The following is a 17,614-nucleotide window of genomic DNA, read 5'->3' as shown; positions in this document are numbered from 1 at the left end:
GGCATGGACACCCTCGCGTACCTCACCCGGCGGGTCCTCCAGGCGCTGGCGGTCATCCTGATCGTCACGATCGTGGTCTTCTGCCTGCTGCACGCGCTGCCCGGGGGTCCCGCGCGCGGGATCCTCGGCCCGCAGGCGACGCCCGAGCAGCTCACCGCGTTCAACCACGAGCAGGGCCTGGACCGTCCGCTGCCCGTCCAGTACGGCTACTACCTGAACACGCTCGTGCACGGTGACCTCGGCACCTCGTACACGCTCAACGAGGCCGTCTCCCGGCTCATCGAGCAACGGCTTCCGAAAACCCTGGTGTTGACCGTGCTGTCCGCGCTGGTCGGACTGCTGCTGGCGATCCCGCTCGGCATGTGGCAGGCGGTGCGCCGCAACAAGCCGGCCGACTACGTCATCACCACGCTGAGCTTCGTCGCGTACTCGACGCCCGTGTACTTCCTGGGCCTGATCCTGGTGCTGCTGTTCACCCAGACCCTGCGCTGGTTCCCCTCCCAGGCACCTCAGGGGGACACCCTGGCCCAGGTGTTCGCGGACCCGGCGGCGATGGTGCTGCCGGTGGTCACGGGGGCCGCGTCCATGATCGCCGTGTTCAGCCGGTACATGCGGGCGGCGACCCTGGAGAACCTCTCCGAGGACTACGTCCGCACCGCGCGGGCCGGAGGTTCACGGCAGCGCGCGATCCTCTTCAGGCACGTCCTGCGCAACTCCCTCACCCCGGTCGTGGCGATGCTCGGCTACTACGTGCCCGTACTCTTCGGCGGCGCGCTCGTGGTCGAGCAGCTCTTCAACTACCCGGGGATGGGGCTGCTGTTCTGGTCCGCCGCGCAGTCCTCCGACTATCCGGTGCTGCTGGGCTGCGTCCTCGTCATCTCCGTCGCGACGGTGGTGGGCACGCTGCTCGCGGACGTCGTCCAGCGGATCGTCGATCCCCGAGTGAAGGCGGGCCGTTCATGACTGCCGTGCTCCAGACCGCGACCGTCGAACCGGTCGCCGGCCATCGCCTGTCCCTGCGCCGGTTCGCCCGCAACAGGCTGGCCGTCGCCGGACTCGCGGTGGTCGTCCTGTTCCTGTTGTTCTGCTTCGTCGGTCCGCTGCTGTACTCCACCGACCAGACCCACACCGACCTCACCCAGGTCAATCTGGCGCCGGGCGGGGCGCACTGGCTGGGGACGGACGCCGTCGGGCACGACGAGCTCGGGCGGCTCATGTACGGCGGGAGGGTGTCGCTGCTGGTCGGGCTCGCCGCCGGACTGCTGGCCACCGTTATCGGCACCCTGTGGGGCGCGGTGGCGGGGTACGCGGGCGGCTGGGTGGACGCGGTGATGATGCGGGTGGTGGACGCCGGGATCGCGATCCCGGCGCTGTTCATCCTGCTGGTCGTCTCCGCGATCACCACGCCGGGCGTGCCGGGCCTGATCGTGATCCTCGGCCTGGTGTCCTGGCTGGTCCCGTCCCGGCTGGTGCGGGCGGAGACGCTGACGCTGAAGAACCGTGACTACGTGCTGACGCTGCGCGCGACCGGCGGCACCCACGGCCGGGCGATCCTGCGGCACATCCTGCCGAACTCGGTGTCGACCATCGTCGTCGCGGCCACCTTCCAGGTCGCCGACGCGATCCTGCTGGTCGCGTACGTGTCGTATCTGGGCCTCGGCGTCCAGCCGCCGTCGACCGACTGGGGCGGCATGCTGTCGGCCGGTCTGACGGCGGCGTACTCCGGGCGCTGGTGGCTGATCGTTCCACCGGGCCTCGCGATCATCCTCGTCGTGTGCGCGTTCAACGCGATCGGCGACGGGCTGCGCGACGCCTTCGACGTGAGGGGACGGGCATGAACACCTTGAGGACGAACATCCTGCGGATCGAGGACCTCGGGGTCACGTTCGCGACGGAATCGGGCGACGTGCCCGCCGTACGCGGTGTGTCGCTGCACGTCCGGCCGGGTGAGACGTTGGCGCTGGTCGGCGAGTCCGGGTCCGGCAAGTCGACGGTGGCGCTCGCCGCGATGGGGCTGCTGCCGGGCAACGCCCGGGCGTCGGGGCGGGTGACCGTCGACGGTACGGAGATCGTCGGCGCCGGAGAGGCCGAACTGGCCCGGCTGCGCGGCCGTACCGCGTCGATGGTCTTCCAGGAGCCGGCCACCGCGCTGGACCCGCTGACCCGGATCGGCCGGCAGATAGCGGAGGTCGTCCGCAACCACCGGCCCGTGTCGCGCGCGGAGGCCGCCCGTGCGGCGGTGGACCTCCTGCGCAGGGTCGGCATTCCCGATCCCGAGCGGCGGGCGTCGGCGTTCCCGTTCCAGTTGTCGGGCGGTCAGCGGCAGCGGGTCGTCATCGCCATGGCGATCGCCAACTCGCCCGGACTGCTGGTCGCGGACGAGCCGACCACCGCGCTCGACGTCACCGTGCAGGCCGAGATCCTCGATCTGCTCAGGGGACTGGCGGCCGACTCGGACACCGGCGTGCTGCTGGTCACGCACAACATGGGCGTGGTCGCCGACTTCGCCGACCGGGTGGCCGTGATGCTGCGGGGCGAGGTGGTGGAGACCGGTTCCGTGGAGGAGGTGCTGTTGCGGCCCACGCACGAGTACACCCAGCGACTGCTGGCCGCGGTGCCGCGGCTGAGGGTGAGCGGTGCGGGCACGCCTGTGGCGGAGTCCGCCGAGCAGGCCCCCGCGGTGCCCGCGGTGGTCGAACTGCGGGACGTGAGCGTGGACTTCGGCCGGGGCCGCGGTGCCGTGCGGGCTCTCGACGGGGTGTCGCTGGCGGTCCGGCCCGGCGAGACCGTGGGTCTGGTGGGCGAGTCCGGTTCGGGCAAGTCGACAGCGGCGCGGGTGGCGCTCGGGCTGGTGGCGCCCTCCGCCGGTTCGGTGTCGCTGTTCGGCGGCGACCTGGGCCGGGCCCGGGGACGGGCGCGCCGGGCCCTGCTGGCCGGCGTGGGTGTGGTGCTCCAGGATCCGGTGGCCTCGCTGGACGCGCGGATGAGCGTGGCCGAGTGCGTGGCCGAGCCGTTGCGGACCCACCGGCGGGGCATGCCGGCGGCCGAGCGGCGGGAGCGGGTCGCGGAGGCGCTCGAACTCGTGCGACTGTCCCGGGAGTTGGCGGGCCGAGGTCCGCGCGAACTGTCGGGCGGTCAGCGGCAGCGGGTGAGTCTCGCGCGGGCGCTGGTGCTGCGGCCGCGGCTGCTGGTCGCGGACGAGCCGACGAGCGCGCTCGACGTGAGTGTGCAGCGGACCGTCCTGGAGGTGATCGCCGAGTTGCAGCGCGAGCTCGGGTTCGCCTGTCTGTTCGTGTCGCACGACCTGGCCGTGGTGCAGGAGTTCGCCCGGCGGGTCGTCGTCATGCGGGCGGGCCGCGTGGAGGAGGAGGGGCCGACCCTGACCACCCTGTCGCGCCCGGAGACCGAGTACACGCGTCGGCTCATCGCCGCGGTGCCGGTGCCGGATCCGGTCGTCCAGCGGGGCCGGCGGGCGGCGGGACGGACGGGGGCCACCGCGTGACGGACACGATCGCCGGGGTGGACATCGGCGGTACGACGACCCAGGTGGCGCTGTGCGGGGAGGACCTGGGCGTCCTGGACCGGGTGGAGGTACCGACCCCGGCGTCCGTGGGCGGGGCGGCGATGGTCGGGGCCGCGCTGGACGCCGTACGGCTGCTGCTCGGCCGGACGGGCGCGCGGCTGCTCGGGGTCGGCGTGGGCGCGGCCGGGGTGGTGGACGCGCGGGCCGGCCGGATCCTCGTGGCCAGCGACTCCTTCCGGGGCTGGGCCGGGTTCGAGGTGACGGTGGCGGTCGAGGAGGCGTTGGGCGTGCCCGCGTTCCTCGACAACGACGTCAACGCGTTCCTGCGCGGCGAGACCGCGGCCGGCGCGGTCGCGGGCGAGCCGGATGTGCTCGGGCTGACGCTGGGCACGGGCGTGGGCGGGGCGCTGTGGCTGGACGGCGCGCTGTACGAGGGACCGCACGGCGCGGCGGGCGAGATCGGGCATGTGCCGGGCTTCGGGGACCTGCCGTGCACCTGCGGCGGCCGGGGGCATCTGGAGACGCTGGCGTCGGGACGGGCGATCGCCGCGCGCTACGGGGAGCGCACCGGGCGGGCGGGCGGTGCGCGGGAGGTGGCCGAGGCTGCGGGCCGCGGCGATCCGGACGCGCTCGCCGTGTACGAGACGGCGGGTGCGGCCGTGGCCCGGGCCCTGCTGGTCACCGCGGGCCTGCTGGACGTCACGACCGTCGTGGTCGGCGGGGGCGTCAGCCGGTCCTGGGCGCTCGTCGAGCCGTCGATCGGGCGGGCCCTGGCCGCGGAACCCCCGGTCAGCGGGCGCCCGGTGCGGGTCCTGCCCGCGCTGCTGGACGGGGACGCGGTGGCGGTCGGGGCGGCGGCGCGGGCGCGGGCCGAACTCGGGGCCGGGCCAGGGGCCGAAGCAGGAGGTGTGGACGGCGGAGTGACGGAATTCCGCCAAGGTCGTCCGAAAGATTGACGTGTTCTCCGCACTCTCCTAGCTTCTGGTCGCTTCACCGAACCTCATTCGAAATATCGACCAGAAGGCCTACCCCCCATAAGGCCCGTAAGGCCCGCCCCCCCTGGAGAGTCGATGACCCACCCCTCCCGCAGACACGTCCTCGGCCTGGCCGCGAGCATCCCGCTCGCCGCGACCGGTGCCCTCACCCTCGGCGCGGGCACCGCCCACGCGGCCGACTCGGCGTACGTCATGGCGTACTTCACCGAGTCCACGACCATGCTGGAGGCCAACTACGGTCTGCACCTGGCCGTGAGCCGGGACGGTCTGGAGTGGATGCCGCTGAACCAGAACAACCCCGTGGCCACACCCACCGAAGGGGCGCTCGGGCTGCGCGACCCGTTCGTCCTGCGCAAGCAGGACGGCACCTTCGTCGTGCTGGCCACGGACCTCAAGGGCACCGACTGGAACTACGTCAGTCAGTACGTCCATGTCTGGAACTCCACCGACCTGCGCACCTTCACCGGCTACCACCGGCTGAGGCTGCACGACATGAACACCCACAGCTGGGCGCCGGAGGCGTTCTGGGACGCGAGCCGCGGCCAGTACGCGCTCATCTACTCCGCGGTCAACAGCAGCGGCCACAACGTCATCATGGTCAATTACACGACCGACTTCGTCACGGCCTCGGCCCCGCAGGTCTTCTTCGACCCCGGCTACGACGTGATCGACGGCGACATGGCCGTCGGCGTGAACGGCGTCAACTACCTGTACTTCAAGAGGAACGGCACCCTCGTCGGCGCCAGGTCCACCACCCTGAACCCCGGCAGCTTCACGCCGTTCAGCACCGCGGTCTCACACGGCGGCACCGAGGCCCCGACCCTGGTCAAGTCGCTGTCGTCCGGCACCTGGTACCTCTGGGGAGACACCTACACCCCCAACGGCGTCTTCTACGCCTGGCAGAGCGGCAACCTCGCGGCCGGCACCTGGACGGCGGTCGACCAGCGCCTCTACACGCAGCCGCTGAACTCCAAGCACTGCGGCATCCAGCCGATCACCTCGACCGTGTACGACAACCTCGTCGCGAAGTGGGGCGCCCCGGCCTGGAACCGGCTCAAGTCCTACAACTTCCCCGACCGTTACGTCCGGCACAGCAACTACGTGGGCCGGATCGACGCGTACCCCTTCGACCCGTACACCGACTCCCAGTGGAAGCTCGTCCCGGGCCTCGCCGACTCGTCCGGGGTGTCCTTCCAGTCGGTCAGCATGCCGACCCGCTATCTGCGGCACTACGACTACCAACTGCGGCTGGACGTGAACGACGGCACGTCGACCTTCGCCGGCGACGCGACCTTCCAGCGGACCGCGGGGCTGGCCGACGGCTCCTGGTCGTCCTTCCGCTCGTACAACAACCCGACCCGCTACATCAGGCACGCGAACTACGTCCTGCGGATCGACCCGATCTCGACGAGTACGGAACGGCAGGACGCCACGTTCCACGTCGGATACTGAGCGGCTCGGAACGGGGAACGGCGCGGGTGCCCCGTACCGCAGGGCCCCGCGCCGGTCCGTCAGCCGTCATCTACCAGAAGCGGAGGTCAGTTCAGGCCGACCGACTTCAGCCAGGCCTTGGCGACGTCGAGCGGGTCCTTGCTCTCCAGCTGCACCTGGGAGTCCATGTCCAGCAGCGACTTCGTGTCCAGCTTGGCCGAGACCTCGTTGAGCGCGGCCACGCCCTCCTGGGAGAGCCCGGACTTGTAGACCAGCGGGGTCACGTTCGCGAAGCCGAAGAGGTTCTTCGGGTCCTGGAGGACGACGAACTTCTCCTTGATGATGGTCGGGTCCGTGGTGAAGATGTCCGCGGCCTGCACCGTGTTCTTCGTCAGCGCCGCCTGGGTCAGCGGACCACCCGCGTCCAGCGCCTTGAAGGACTTGAACTTCAGGCCGTACACGGACTGCAGGCCCAGCAGGCCCTGCTGCCGGGTCTGGAACTCCGGCGAACCGCCGATGGCCAGCTCGGGCGCGACGTCCTTGAGGTCCGCGAGCGTGGACTGCGAGGTCAGGCTGTACTTCTTCGCGGTGGCCGCGTTGATGCTGACGGAGTCCTTGTCCTCGGCGGGCGCCGAGTTGAGCAGCGTCAGCTTCGAGTCGAGCTTGGTCTTCGTGGTGGCGTTCACGGCCTCGGCCGTCTTCTGCTCCGCCTTCGGGTCCAGGTAGGCGAGCAGCGAGCCGTTGTACTCCGGCAGAACCGTGACGGAGCCGTTCTTCAGCAGGCCGTAGGTGGTCTCCCGGCTGCCTATGTTCGGCTTGTAGGAGACCTTGATGCCCTTGGCCTTCAGGGCCTCGCCGTAGATGTCGGCGATCAGGATGCTCTCGGCGAAGTTGTTGGAACCGACGACGACCGTGTCGCCGTCCGCCTTCTCGGCCAACGGGTCGGAGGTGTCGTCCGAGGAGGAACATCCCGCCAGCAGGGCGGTGGCGGCGGCGAGTGCGAGGGCGGCCAGGCCGGGACGGCTGCGGAGGGGCCTGCTGTGTGCGGCGGTAGAAGTCACGATTTCCGTTCCGGACTCTGGGGATTGCTCGGAAGCTCTTGCGCTGATCCAATCCAGCCGGTTCTTGATCAGTCAAGAGCAGCCTTATTAACAATTGGCTTCATTGGCCGACCGACAACAGATGCAGCTTGAACACAACCACCACCGAACCCGCCAGCCCATGGAGGAGTCGTGATGGATTCTTGACGTAGGGGCGCGCGATCCGGCCCCCGAAGAGGCTGTAGTCTCGCGGAAGTTGTCGCCGGTCACAGTGGCGTGCGGGGGCCGCATCGGTGTTGTGCTGTCACACCGTCCCGCATTGATCAGAAGCGGTCACGTGCAGTTCTTCGCGCGCCGTAAGACACCCACGAAGGAGGCCTGGTGTCCACGAGCGAGGTGGGCTCGGCTGCCCAGCCGGCAACACCGTCGGTCCCAGGTGACACGTCCGGCGTACGGGGTGCCCGGCGGCTACGGGGTTTCGCCGACCGCTGGCCGTTCCGCCGCAAGCTCAACGTCCTCGTCGGTGTCCCGCTGGCCGTGGTCGCCGTACTGCTCTCCTATCTCATCGCCGAACAGGTGAGCCAGGCCTGGGACGCGGACTCCGCCGCTCAGCTGGTGCGGGACAGTTCCGAGGTCGCGGAGCTGGTGGACCAGGTGGAGACCGAGCACCAGCAGGCCATCCTGCTGTCCGTGCGGCACGAGGCCGCGCCCGCGGGTGCCCGTCCCTCCGCCTCCGACTACCGCAAGGCGCAGGCCGCGGTCGACGCCCAGGTCGAGAAGGTGCGCGACACCTTCGGGGGCCGACTGCCGGACACCGAAGCGCAGGCCCTTCGGGAGATCAACGGCCTCAGCAGTCTGCGCGACACCATCGAGCGGGGCTATCTGCCCGCCGACAACGTCGACCCGGCCTACACCAACGCCTCCAAGGGCCTGATCGACGGTCTCGGCCTGGACCACAACGAGGCTCTCGCCGGCACCTTCACCGGCAACCTGCTGGACTCCCTGCTGCGCGCCGACGCCGCCCACAGCGCCTTCGAGACGGCCGTCTTCTCCGCACGCACCGGTGACAGCAACGCCCTGATCGAGTTCATCGGCGCGGTCGGCTTCGAGAACGAGTACACCCACCAGAGCGACCGCTTCGCCCGGTTCGCGAGCGAGGCCCAGGCGGACGAGCTGGGCGGGATCGAGCACAACAGCTCGCAGGCGACCATCGGCCGGCACTACGCCGAGCTGCAGATCGACCCCGGCAACCTGCAGGCGGGAACACCCACGGAGATCCGCGAGGCCTTCACCGAGACCCTCGGCTCCTACCCCGCCTACCGTTTGCAGTCCGAGACCCGCCTGAAGATCACCGCGTCCCTCATCGGCCAGATCGCCGACCGGGCCGACGAGGCCTCGAGCGAGGCCGCCTGGCGTGCGGGCCTGCTGCTGGGCCTCGCCGTGTTCGGCTTCGCCGCGTGGATCACCTTCGCGGTCCTCGTACGGCGCTCCGTGGTGCGCCCCGTGCAGGCGCTCACCGATGCCGCACGGCAGGTCGCCGACGTCGCCGGACGCGAGCTGGCACGGGTGGCCGACGACGACGCCGAGGACGACGCGCCGCCCCGGCTGCGCGAGGTCCCCGTCACCGCGAAGGACGAGATCGGCGACCTCGCCGACGCCTTCAACCATGTGCAGACCACCGCGTCCGCGCTGCTGGAGCGCCAGGTGCTCAGCCGCCGCAACGTCGCCGAGATGTTCGGCAACGTCGGCCGCCGCGTCAGCAACCTGACCACGCGGCAGCTGGCCCTGATCGACGCGGTGGAGCGCGGCGAGACGGACCCCGCGCTGCTGGAGCGGCTCTACAGCATCGACCACATCGCGGTCCGGCTGCGCCGCAACGCGGACAGCCTGATGCTGCTCGCCGGCATCCGCGAGACGGTCCTGGACTCGGGGCCGCTCGCGCTCACCAACGTCGTCCGGGCCGCCCTCGGCCAGATCGAGGGCTTCCAGCGGGTCCAGCTGCTCGCCGGGTCCGAGGCCATGGTGGAGCCCGACATCATCGGCGACCTCACGCTGATGGTGGCCGAACTGGTGGAGAACGCCGTGTCGTTCTCGCCCGCGGGCAGCCCCGTGGAGGTGACGGTCCGCAACAGCGCCGAGGGGGCGCTGGTGGTGATCGCGGACCACGGTCTCGGCATGAGCGCGGAGCGGATCGCCGAGGAGAACGCCCGCCTGATCCGCCGCGAACGCCTCGACGTGGTCCCGACGAAGGTGCTCGGCCTGTTCGTGGTGGGTGCGCTGGCCCGCCGCTGGGACGTGGACGTGGCCCTGTCCCGTACCCCGGGAGGCGGCGTCACCGCGGAGGTGACCATTCCCTCGTCCCTGCTGCTGACGATGAGCCCGATGGTGGCGGCGACTGCCTCCGGCGGTTCGGCGAGGAGCGTGGGCGCGGGTTCGGGTGTGGCCCCTGAGACCGCCGGCGGTTCGAGTTCGGGTTCGGGGTCCGGCTCGGGGTCCGGCTCCGGCTCGGGTTCGGGGTCCGGTCCGACCTCGGCCGGCCGCCCGGGCGTCGCCGAGTCGCGGGCCACCGCCTCCGACGCGCGGCCGGTGTCCCCGGCGGGCACGGCAGCCGTCCCCTCCCGAAGAACCGCCCCGACCGACGACGAGCCCGCCCCGCTCCCCCGCAGGGTGCCCCAGCGCGCCACGTCCCCGAACGGCACGGCTGCCTCCTCCACCGCGGAGACCACGTCGGCCGAAGCCCCGCACACCGGCGCGGCCCCGACCGGCACGCCCGCCACGACGACCGGCCCCGCCCCTGACGACACCGCCTCGGCCGCTCCCGGCGCCCCCGCCGCGTCGGCCGACGCCCGGCACACCGGCTCGGCCCCGACCGATACGCCCGCCACCGCGGCCGGGCTCGCGCCTGACGACACCCCCTCGGCCGCTCCCGGCACACCCACCGCCCCCGACGGCCCCGCCGCTTGGGCCGACGCCCAGCACACCGACTCTGCCCCGCCCGATACACCCGCCACGACGGCCGGCCCCGGCGCTGACGACACCCCCTCGGCCGCCCCCGGCGCCCCTGCCCCTCCGGCCGACCCCACCTCCCACGACGCCCCCGCGCCCAGCACCTCCCGGGCACGGGACCGTGAGCCGGTGTCGTCCGTACCGGCCCGCGTCGACGGGGCCGAGCCCGCGGCTGACTCCGGTGACGGTGCCCGTCCGCTGCGCCGACGCGTCCGCGGAGCCACGCTTCGTACGACCTTCGGCGCCGACCCCGACCAGCACGCCACCCGCCGGTCCGCACCGCGCCCCGCCGACGCGGAGGCCGTCCGGGACGCGCTCGACGAGTTCGAGGCGGCCGTGGAGCGCGCCCACCGCGACAGCCAGGACGAGGGCGGCGACGACCGACGACCCGTAGGCGCGATCCCGCGCCACCCGACCGCCGACGACACCGCGACCACCACGACCCCCGCGCCCCGCGCCGGCGTCCCCGCACCCAACCCCCCGCACCAGCACCACCACTCCCCGGAAGGAGCGGAGCAGTGAGCACGCCGACAGGTGACACTCCGACGGGAGGCACCACGCCCGCCGAACTGCAGGCCGCCGCAGCCGATTTCACCTGGCTGTTGAATCGCTTCGCCACCGAGACGGCAGGCGTCGTCGACGCCATCGCCGTCTCCTCCGACGGCCTGCTCATCGCCGTGTCCGAGTTGCGTGAGCACGCCGACTCCGAGCGTCTCGCCGCGATCGTCTCCGGCATCACCAGCCTGGCCGCCGGGGCCTCCGGCAACTACGGTCTGGGCGGCCTGAACAAGGTCATCATCGACCTGGAGGGCGGTCATGTCCTGGTCTCCGCGATCGGCAGCGGCGCCGTCCTCGGCGTGGTCACCGACAAGGAGGCCAAGCTCGGCAACATCGCGTACGAGATGACGCTGTTCGCCAACCGCGCCGGTGCCGCGCTCAGCCCCCAGCTCGTACTCGAACTGAAGAACAGCGTCGGCACCGCGTCGAAGCGCTGACCGGGCGCCGCCCGGCCGAGGAGAAAGACACCACCCATGGCGGACGGCCGCACTCACAGAAGTGCCGACGAGGACGGCACCGCGCCCCCTGGTCCGGGGGCGGTCGGCCCCGTTCCCGCCGTACGGCCGTTCCTCGTCACCGCCGGCCGGGTGGCTCCCAGCGCCAACGGCCGGACGATGCCCGTCGAGACCCAGGTGGTGGCCACCGCCGAGGGACTCGACATCCTCGACCAGCTCTCCTTCGAACAGCACGACATCATCGCCGCCTGCCGTCGGCCGCAGTCCATCGCGGAGATCGCGGCCCGGCTGCGGCTGCACCTCAACGTGGTCCGCGTCCTCGCCGAGGACCTGCGCGCGGCGGGGCAGCTGACGGTGCACGTGCCCGACTCCGGCGTCATCCACGACGCATCCGTCCTGCGAAGGGTTATCGATGGCCTCCGTGCCATCCCCGACTCCCGAGGGGTTCTCCGTGACACCGACTGAACCCGCCACCCTCCCCGCGTCCGCGCAGGCGGCCGTAAGACCGCCGCTGCCGGTCAAGATGGTGATCGCGGGCGGTTTCGGCGTGGGCAAGACCACCGCCGTCGGCTCGATCTCCGAGATCGAGCCGCTGACCACCGAGGCCGCGATCACCGAGGTGGCGGCCGGCGTGGACGATCTCAGCCACACCCCGCGCAAGACGACGACCACGGTCGCGATGGATTTCGGCTGCATCACCATCGACCCGACCCTGAAGCTGTACCTGTTCGGCACTCCCGGTCAGGAGCGGTTCGGGTTCATGTGGGACGACATCGTCGAGGGCGCGGTCGGCGGACTCGTCATCGTGGACACCCGCCGTCTCGACGACTGCTACGCGGCCGTCGACTACTTCGAGCACCAGCAGATCCCGTTCGCGGTGGCCGTCAACGCCTTCGACGGGCAGGTCCAGCACACCCTGGAGGAGGTCCGCTGGGCGCTCGACGTCAACGACCGTGTCCCGCTGGTGGTGTTCGACGCCCGTGAGCGCGGTTCGGTGCGCGACGCCCTGCTCGTCGTCCTGGAACAGGCACTGGCCCGCACCGAGGGCTGACCCGGCGGTACGGCGACGGGCCCGGGCGACGATCGCGTCACCCGGGCCCGCTGTCGTACGGCTAGGCGCTGCGCCGCACGCCCGGCGACACCGCGAGCCGGTGCACCGCCCAGAACAGCCCGAGCGTCACCAGCGCCATCACGGCGACCAGGGTGGCGCCGCCCACGACCTTCTCGTAGTTGCGCTGGTAGAGACCGTCGACGATGTACCGGCCGAGGCCTCCGAGCGAGACGTACGCGGCGATGGTGGCCGTGGAGACGATCTGGATGGCCGCCGAACGCAGGCCGCTGAGGATCAGCGGGAGCGCCACCGGCAGCTCCACCTGGAACAGGATGCGGGACTCCTCCATGCCCATCCCGCGGGCCGCGTCCACCGGGGACGGGTCGACGGAGCGCACCGCCTCGTAGGTGGTGACCAGGATCGGCGGGATGGCGAGGACGACCAGCGGGATCATCACCGGCAGCAGTCCCAGGCCGAGGACGACGAACATCAGCACCAGCAGACCGAAGCTGGGCAGGGCGCGGGCGGCGGTGGCGATGAACGCGAGCGCGTTGCCGCCCCGGCCGGTGTGCCCGGTCAGCAGGCCGACGGGGAGGCCGATCGCGGCGGCGATGGCGAGCGCCAGGAGCGAGTACCCGACGTGCTCGCCCAGCCTGGTGGGGATGCCGTCGTAGCCGTGCCAGCGGGCGCTGTCGCTGAAGAACGCGTTGATGAAGTTCAGTACGTTCATTTGACCGCGTCCTCAAGAGCGAGCGTGGCCGGTTCGGGCCGGGCCGCGGCCGCCTTCGGTTTCCTGCGGGCGGCTCTCGGCATCCAGGGCGTGAGCAGCACCCTCAGCCCCACCAGCAGGGCGTCCAGGACGATCGCCAGGGCGGCCGTGGTGACCACGGAGTTCACGGCCAGTTCGGAGCGGTGGTAGAACATCGCGTCGGCGAGCAGGTTGCCGAGCGCGCCCTGGTTGCCGATCAGAGTGCCGACGCTCACCAGGGAGACGCTCGACACGACCGCGATCCGCAGCCCCGCGATGATGGCGGGCACCGCGATCGGCAACTGCACCTGCACGTACCGGCGTACCGGCCCGAAGCCCATGGCGGTCGCGGCGGCCAGAGTCTCCTGCGGCACCGACCGCACACCGTCCACGATCGCCGGGACCAGCACCACCAGGCTGTAGACGCCCAGCGGGATCATCACGGTGAGTTCGGTCTGGCCGGTGTAGTCGATGAGGACGACGAAGAAGGCCAGCGAGGGGATGGCGTACAGCACGGTCGTCACCCACAGCACCGGCGGGTACAGCCAGCGGAACCGTATGCACAGCTGGGCCAGCGGCAGCGCCAGCACCAGGCCGAACAGGACCGGCAGCAGGGCCTCGCGCAGATGCAGGCCGATGAGGCCGAGCCAGCTGTGCTGGAGGTCGCTGGGGATGTCGAAGAAGCCGCTCATGGGGCGACCTTGGTGACCGGGGCGGCCGGGGTGTCCTTGTCGGTCTCACGGCCCTCGGCATGGGCACCGCGGATCGCCTCGCCGATGGTCTGCTGGGAGACCACCCCGGTGGCCCGGCCCTCGGCGTCCACGGCGACCGCCCAGCCGGTGGGCGAGAGCACCGCGCAGTCGAGCGCGGCCCGCAGCGATTCGGTCCCGGCGGCGAACGGCCGTCCGTACGGCAGGAGTTGCTCCGGTGTGATGTCCCCGGCCCGCAGCCCGTCCGGCTCGCCCCAGCCGAGGGGCTTGCCCTCCAGGTCCGTCACGAGGAGGTAGGGGGCGCCGGCGGTGTCGCGGGCGGCGATCTGCTCGGCGGTGGAGTCGATCGCGACGATCGGCGCGGTCAGCAGCTCCAGTCCGGCGGACGAGAAGAAGGACAGCCGCCGGATGCCGCGGTCCGCGCCGAGGAAGTCCTCCACGAAGTCGTCCGCGGGGTGGGACAGCAGCTCGGCGGGCGGTGCGAACTGGGCGAGCTTGCCGCCGGTGCGCATCACGGCGACCATGGTGCCGAGCTTGACGGCCTCGTCGATGTCATGGGTGACGAAGACGATGGTCTTGCCCAACTCGCCCTGGATACGCAGCAGTTCCTCCTGCAGTCCCTTGCGGACCACCGGGTCGACGGCGGAGAACGGCTCGTCCATGAGCAGCACCGGCGGATCGGCGGCCAGCGCCCGGGCCACACCGACGCGCTGCTGCTGTCCGCCCGACAGTTGGTACGGGTACCGCTGGGCGAGCGCGGCGTCGAGCCCCACGCGCTCCATCAGCTCCCGGGCCCGCGACCGCGCCTTCTCCTTGCCCCAGCCGAGCATGCGGGGCACGGTGGCGATGTTGTCGACGATCGTGCGGTGCTGGAAGAGGCCGGCGTTCTGGATGACGTACCCCATGGACCGCCGCAGCGTGTTCACGGGCTGCTGCGTGATGTCCTTGCCGTCGAGGAGGATGGTGCCCTCGCTCGGCTCGACCATCCGGTTGATCATGCGCAGGGTGGTCGTCTTCCCACAACCGGACGGCCCGACGAGGACGGTGATCGAGCGGTCGGGTATGTCCAACGAGAGCCGGTCGACCGCCACCGTGCCGTCCGGGTACCGCTTGGTGACTGAATCTATCCGTATCAAAACGCCGAATACCCTTCGGATCTGGCAGAAGTTGCCCACTTTTGGCCAGGTGCGGTCCGTTGGGGGGAGAGTCTAGACGTCTTGTGTTGCAGACATTCGAACGGCTTCGCAGGGCCGTTCACGGCCTCGAGCCGCACCGCCCGTCGTCGTGGGACAGCTGCTCCGCCACCGTCGGGAACCCCGGTGTCCGCAGCACCCCGCGTTCCGCGTTCACCGCGAACACCTCGCAACCGGGGAGCCCGGCCGCCCACTCGACGCCCTCGGCGCCCATCGCGAAGGCCGCCGTGGCGACCGAGTCGGCCTCGGTGAGCGTCGGGGCGAGGACCGTGAGGCTGAGCAGCCCGGTGGCGGGGCGGCCGGTGCGGCCGTCGATGATGTGGTCGCCCCGCTCGTAGCGGGCGGAGGTGGCGACCGCGCCGTCGGTGAGCTCCAGGACGGTGCACAGCCGGTCGGCGTGTTCGGGGTGCCGTACGCCGACCCGCCAGGGGCCGCCGGCGGCGACCACGTCACCGCCGGCGTTGAGGCAGAAGCGCCGCGCGCCGGCCGCCCTGAGAAGCTCCGCCGCCCGCTGCACCGACCAGCCCTTGACCACCGCGCAGGGGTCGAGGCCGCGGCCGGGCAGCCGTACGTCGAAGGCGCCGCCGGTGGCGAGACGGTAGTGCTCGCACAGGTCGAGGATCTCGGTGAGGTCCGCGCCGGGGGCCGACAGCTCGCCCCGGTCCAGCCGGGACACCTCGCTGTCGGGCCGGAACGGGCTGAACCGGACGTCGACCTCGTTCAGCCACGCGAAGACCGCGTGCGCCGCCGACTCGGGGACGTCCTCGTCGTCGATCCGCAGCGAGACCGGGAAGCCCATGACGTGCTCGACGCGGTGCACGGTCAGGCGCCCTTCGCGTCGATCGCGGCCTGGAGGGACTCCTTGTAGCCGTCGCTGGTGATGGTGGCGCCGGAGACCGTGTCGATGTCCGCGCTCTGGGCCTGAAGCGTCGCCGCGACCAGCTTCGGCACGGCGGCCGTGGTCTGCGGGTGGTTCGGCTGCTGGAGCATGCGCACCGAGCCGATCCGGTCGCCCGCGAAGGTCACCTCGACCTGTACGGGACCCTTCTCCGTGACGACCGTCGTACCAGGGACGACCTCGTTCGCGGAGGCAGCCGGGGCGGAGGCCGACGCCGAGGGCGCGGCGGACTCCTCGGCCGTGTTCTTGTCGATCGCGGCCTGGAGGGACTCCTTGTAGCCCTCGGTGGTGATCGTCGCCCCGGAGACCGTGTCGATGTCCGCGCTCTGGGCCTGAAGCGTCTCCGCGACCAGCTTCGGCACGGCGGCCGTGGTCTGCGGGTGGTTCGGCTGCTGGAGCAGCTTCACGGCGGTGATCTTCTCGCCGTCGAAGGTCACCTGGACCTCGACGGGACCCTTCTCCGTGTCGACCGTCGTGCCCGTGACGACGCGCGAGGAGGAGCCGCCGGAGGAGGACGTAGAGGGAGCCGGCGTGGAGACCTGGGTGCCGGCCGACGTGGCGGTCGACGGTTCGTAGCGCCAGACCGGGATCAGGCCGGCGACGCTCAGGACCACGATGGGTATCGCTCGTTTCACTGACTTTTCCTCATCCCGCCAGGCTGAAGCGTTCGAAGTGGATCTGCGGCTTGGGCACGTCCAGCTCGCGCAGGCTGCCCAGCACCGCGTTCATCATGGGCGGCGGTCCGCACAGGAAGACGTCCCGGTCGGCGAGGTCCGGCACCAGTCGCGCCAGCTCGCCCGGCGCCAGCCGGTCGGGGACCGGCGGCCCGGTCACCAGGTGGAGTTCGGCGCCCTTGGCGAGCGCGAGGTCGCGCAGCTCGTCGTAGAGGACCGCGTCCCGGTCGGTGGCGACCCGGTAGATGACCACCGCGTGGCCCTCCAGTTCCTCCAGCAGGGCCCGGATGGGGGTGACGCCGACGCCGCCGGCGATGAGCAGGGCCTCAGGCCGGGTGCGGTGCATCGCGGTGAAGGCGCCGTAGGGGCCCTCGGCGAAGACGCGGGTGCCGACCTTGACGTGCCGCAGGCCGGCGCTGCCGTCGCCGGCCGCCTTGGCGGTCAGCCGCAGGGTGCGGCCGTCGGGCGCGGCCGACAGGGAGAACGGGTTGGCCTGCCACCAGCGGTCGCGGGTCATGAAGCGCCACAGGAAGAACTGGCCGGCCCGGGCGGGCATCCGGTCGAGGTCGCGGCCGGTCATGTAGACCGAGACGACGTTGTCGGCCTCGGGGACGACGGCCGTGACCCGCAGCTGGTGGCGCCAGTTCCGCCACAGCGGCAGGACCAGCCGGCCCAGCGCCACCGAGCCGAGGGCGACACTCCACACGCCGTACCAGTACGCGGTGGCGGCGTCCGACGCGGTGAAGGTCGTCCCGACGGCGACCTGGTGGGTGAAGGCGAGCACCACGGCCACGTAGGTGTAGAGGTGGATGAAGTGCCACGTCTCGTAGGCCAGCCGGCGTCGGGCGTAGCGGGCCGAGACGGCGCCCACGACGAGGATGATGCCGAACGCGACGACCGCGCGCAGCACGCCCTCGACGGTCTCGGCGAGGTCGACGATCTGGTTGACGGGGTCCAGGGAGGACGACTCGGCGTAGCCGAAGGTGATGAAGACGGCGTGCGTGAGCAGCGTCCACAGGATGCCGAAGCCGGTCCAGCGGTGCCAGGAGGTCAGCCGGTCCATGCCGATGCGGCGGTCGAGCCAGGGCAGCCGGGCCACCAGCAGCAGTTGGAAGGCCATCAGGAGCGCGCCGTACAGACCGGCCAGCCGGCCCAGCACGATGAGGGTGTTGGAGGCGAAGCCCGCCTGGGTGAAGAAGAAGGTCACCGTGGCCAGGTTCGCGACCAGGACGGCGTACAGGCCCGTGCGGGCCACCACCCTCGGGCGTATCGCCGTGGGGGGCGCGGGGGGTGATTGGACGGTCGTCACGGACAGAGCTCCTTGATCCGGGT

Annotated in this window: 16 protein-coding genes; 9 read left to right on the top strand and 7 right to left on the bottom strand. The window is 71.5% G+C overall.

The window, feature by feature from the left end; genetic code table 11:
• The first annotated feature begins 3 nt into the window (after window positions 1–3).
• The 5 genes from OHA64_RS36685 to OHA64_RS36665 all read left to right on the top strand — a co-directional run bounded on the left by OHA64_RS36685 (window position 4) and on the right by OHA64_RS36665 (window position 5,970).
• Window positions 4–963 carry an ABC transporter permease gene (locus OHA64_RS36685; RefSeq protein ID WP_405620647.1) on the top strand — a complete coding sequence of 320 codons (960 nt, stop codon included), beginning with the start codon at window positions 4–6 and terminating at the stop codon, window positions 961–963.
• Window positions 960–1,838, top strand: a complete 879-nt coding sequence (locus OHA64_RS36680) for an ABC transporter permease (protein ID WP_405620645.1) — start codon at window positions 960–962, stop codon at window positions 1,836–1,838. Before OHA64_RS36685 ends, OHA64_RS36680 begins: the two co-directional genes overlap by 4 nt.
• The gene (locus OHA64_RS36675; protein WP_405620643.1) at window positions 1,835–3,502 is read left to right on the top strand and encodes a dipeptide ABC transporter ATP-binding protein; all 1,668 of its coding nucleotides are present in this window, start codon (window positions 1,835–1,837) and stop codon (window positions 3,500–3,502) included. Before OHA64_RS36680 ends, OHA64_RS36675 begins: the two co-directional genes overlap by 4 nt.
• On the top strand, window positions 3,499–4,479 hold the full coding sequence (locus tag OHA64_RS36670; protein WP_405620641.1) for an ROK family protein: 981 nt from the start codon (window positions 3,499–3,501) through the stop codon (window positions 4,477–4,479). The genes OHA64_RS36675 and OHA64_RS36670 overlap by 4 nt, the downstream gene beginning before the upstream one ends.
• Before the next feature lie 114 nt (window positions 4,480–4,593).
• A complete protein-coding gene (locus tag OHA64_RS36665; protein ID WP_405620639.1) occupies window positions 4,594–5,970 on the top strand; it encodes a glycoside hydrolase family 43 protein in 1,377 nt (458 codons plus the stop codon).
• A gap of 86 nt (window positions 5,971–6,056) precedes the next feature.
• On the opposite strand, the gene OHA64_RS36660 is transcribed toward OHA64_RS36665, so the two are convergent.
• Entirely contained in the window at window positions 6,057–7,010 is a 954-nt protein-coding gene (locus tag OHA64_RS36660) for an ABC transporter substrate-binding protein (RefSeq protein ID WP_405620637.1), read from the bottom strand.
• A 360-nt stretch (window positions 7,011–7,370) separates the two neighbouring features.
• Between OHA64_RS36660 and OHA64_RS36655 the strand changes: the two genes are divergently transcribed.
• From OHA64_RS36655 to OHA64_RS36640, 4 genes are read left to right on the top strand one after another with little or no spacing between them, the layout of a single operon-like run.
• A complete protein-coding gene (locus OHA64_RS36655; RefSeq protein WP_405620635.1) occupies window positions 7,371–10,517 on the top strand; it encodes an ATP-binding protein in 3,147 nt (1,048 codons plus the stop codon).
• Window positions 10,514–10,990 carry a roadblock/LC7 domain-containing protein gene (locus tag OHA64_RS36650; RefSeq protein ID WP_405620633.1) on the top strand — a complete coding sequence of 159 codons (477 nt, stop codon included), beginning with the start codon at window positions 10,514–10,516 and terminating at the stop codon, window positions 10,988–10,990. Before OHA64_RS36655 ends, OHA64_RS36650 begins: the two co-directional genes overlap by 4 nt.
• Window positions 10,991–11,026: 36 nt before the next feature.
• Window positions 11,027–11,473, top strand: coding sequence for a DUF742 domain-containing protein (locus OHA64_RS36645; RefSeq protein ID WP_405620631.1), 447 nt, complete (start codon window positions 11,027–11,029; stop codon window positions 11,471–11,473).
• On the top strand, window positions 11,460–12,059 hold the full coding sequence (locus OHA64_RS36640; RefSeq protein ID WP_405620629.1) for a GTP-binding protein: 600 nt from the start codon (window positions 11,460–11,462) through the stop codon (window positions 12,057–12,059). The genes OHA64_RS36645 and OHA64_RS36640 overlap by 14 nt, the downstream gene beginning before the upstream one ends.
• A gap of 61 nt (window positions 12,060–12,120) precedes the next feature.
• On the opposite strand, the gene OHA64_RS36635 is transcribed toward OHA64_RS36640, so the two are convergent.
• The 6 genes from OHA64_RS36635 to OHA64_RS36610 all read right to left on the bottom strand — a co-directional run bounded on the left by OHA64_RS36635 (window position 12,121) and on the right by OHA64_RS36610 (window position 17,591).
• Entirely contained in the window at window positions 12,121–12,789 is a 669-nt protein-coding gene (locus OHA64_RS36635; protein WP_405620627.1) for an ABC transporter permease, read from the bottom strand.
• Window positions 12,786–13,499: an ABC transporter permease gene (locus OHA64_RS36630; protein WP_405620625.1), complete on the bottom strand. Its 714-nt coding sequence runs from the start codon at window positions 13,497–13,499 to the stop codon at window positions 12,786–12,788. Before OHA64_RS36630 ends, OHA64_RS36635 begins: the two co-directional genes overlap by 4 nt.
• Window positions 13,496–14,653, bottom strand: a complete 1,158-nt coding sequence (locus tag OHA64_RS36625) for an ABC transporter ATP-binding protein (protein ID WP_405620623.1) — start codon at window positions 14,651–14,653, stop codon at window positions 13,496–13,498. Before OHA64_RS36625 ends, OHA64_RS36630 begins: the two co-directional genes overlap by 4 nt.
• A gap of 118 nt (window positions 14,654–14,771) precedes the next feature.
• Entirely contained in the window at window positions 14,772–15,530 is a 759-nt protein-coding gene (locus OHA64_RS36620; RefSeq protein WP_405620621.1) for an FAD:protein FMN transferase, read from the bottom strand.
• Window positions 15,531–15,532: 2 nt separating this feature from the next.
• On the bottom strand, window positions 15,533–16,243 hold the full coding sequence (locus OHA64_RS36615; protein ID WP_405620619.1) for an FMN-binding protein: 711 nt from the start codon (window positions 16,241–16,243) through the stop codon (window positions 15,533–15,535).
• A gap of 10 nt (window positions 16,244–16,253) precedes the next feature.
• Entirely contained in the window at window positions 16,254–17,591 is a 1,338-nt protein-coding gene (locus OHA64_RS36610) for a ferric reductase-like transmembrane domain-containing protein (protein ID WP_405620617.1), read from the bottom strand.
• Window positions 17,592–17,614 lie beyond the last annotated feature (23 nt).

The organism is Streptomyces sp. NBC_00076 (assembly GCF_045041235.1).
Classification (GTDB): Bacteria; Actinomycetota; Actinomycetes; order Streptomycetales; family Streptomycetaceae; genus Streptomyces.
The sequence above is the reverse complement of the archived record's forward strand: the minus strand, read 5'-3'. Positions and strand labels throughout refer to the sequence as shown.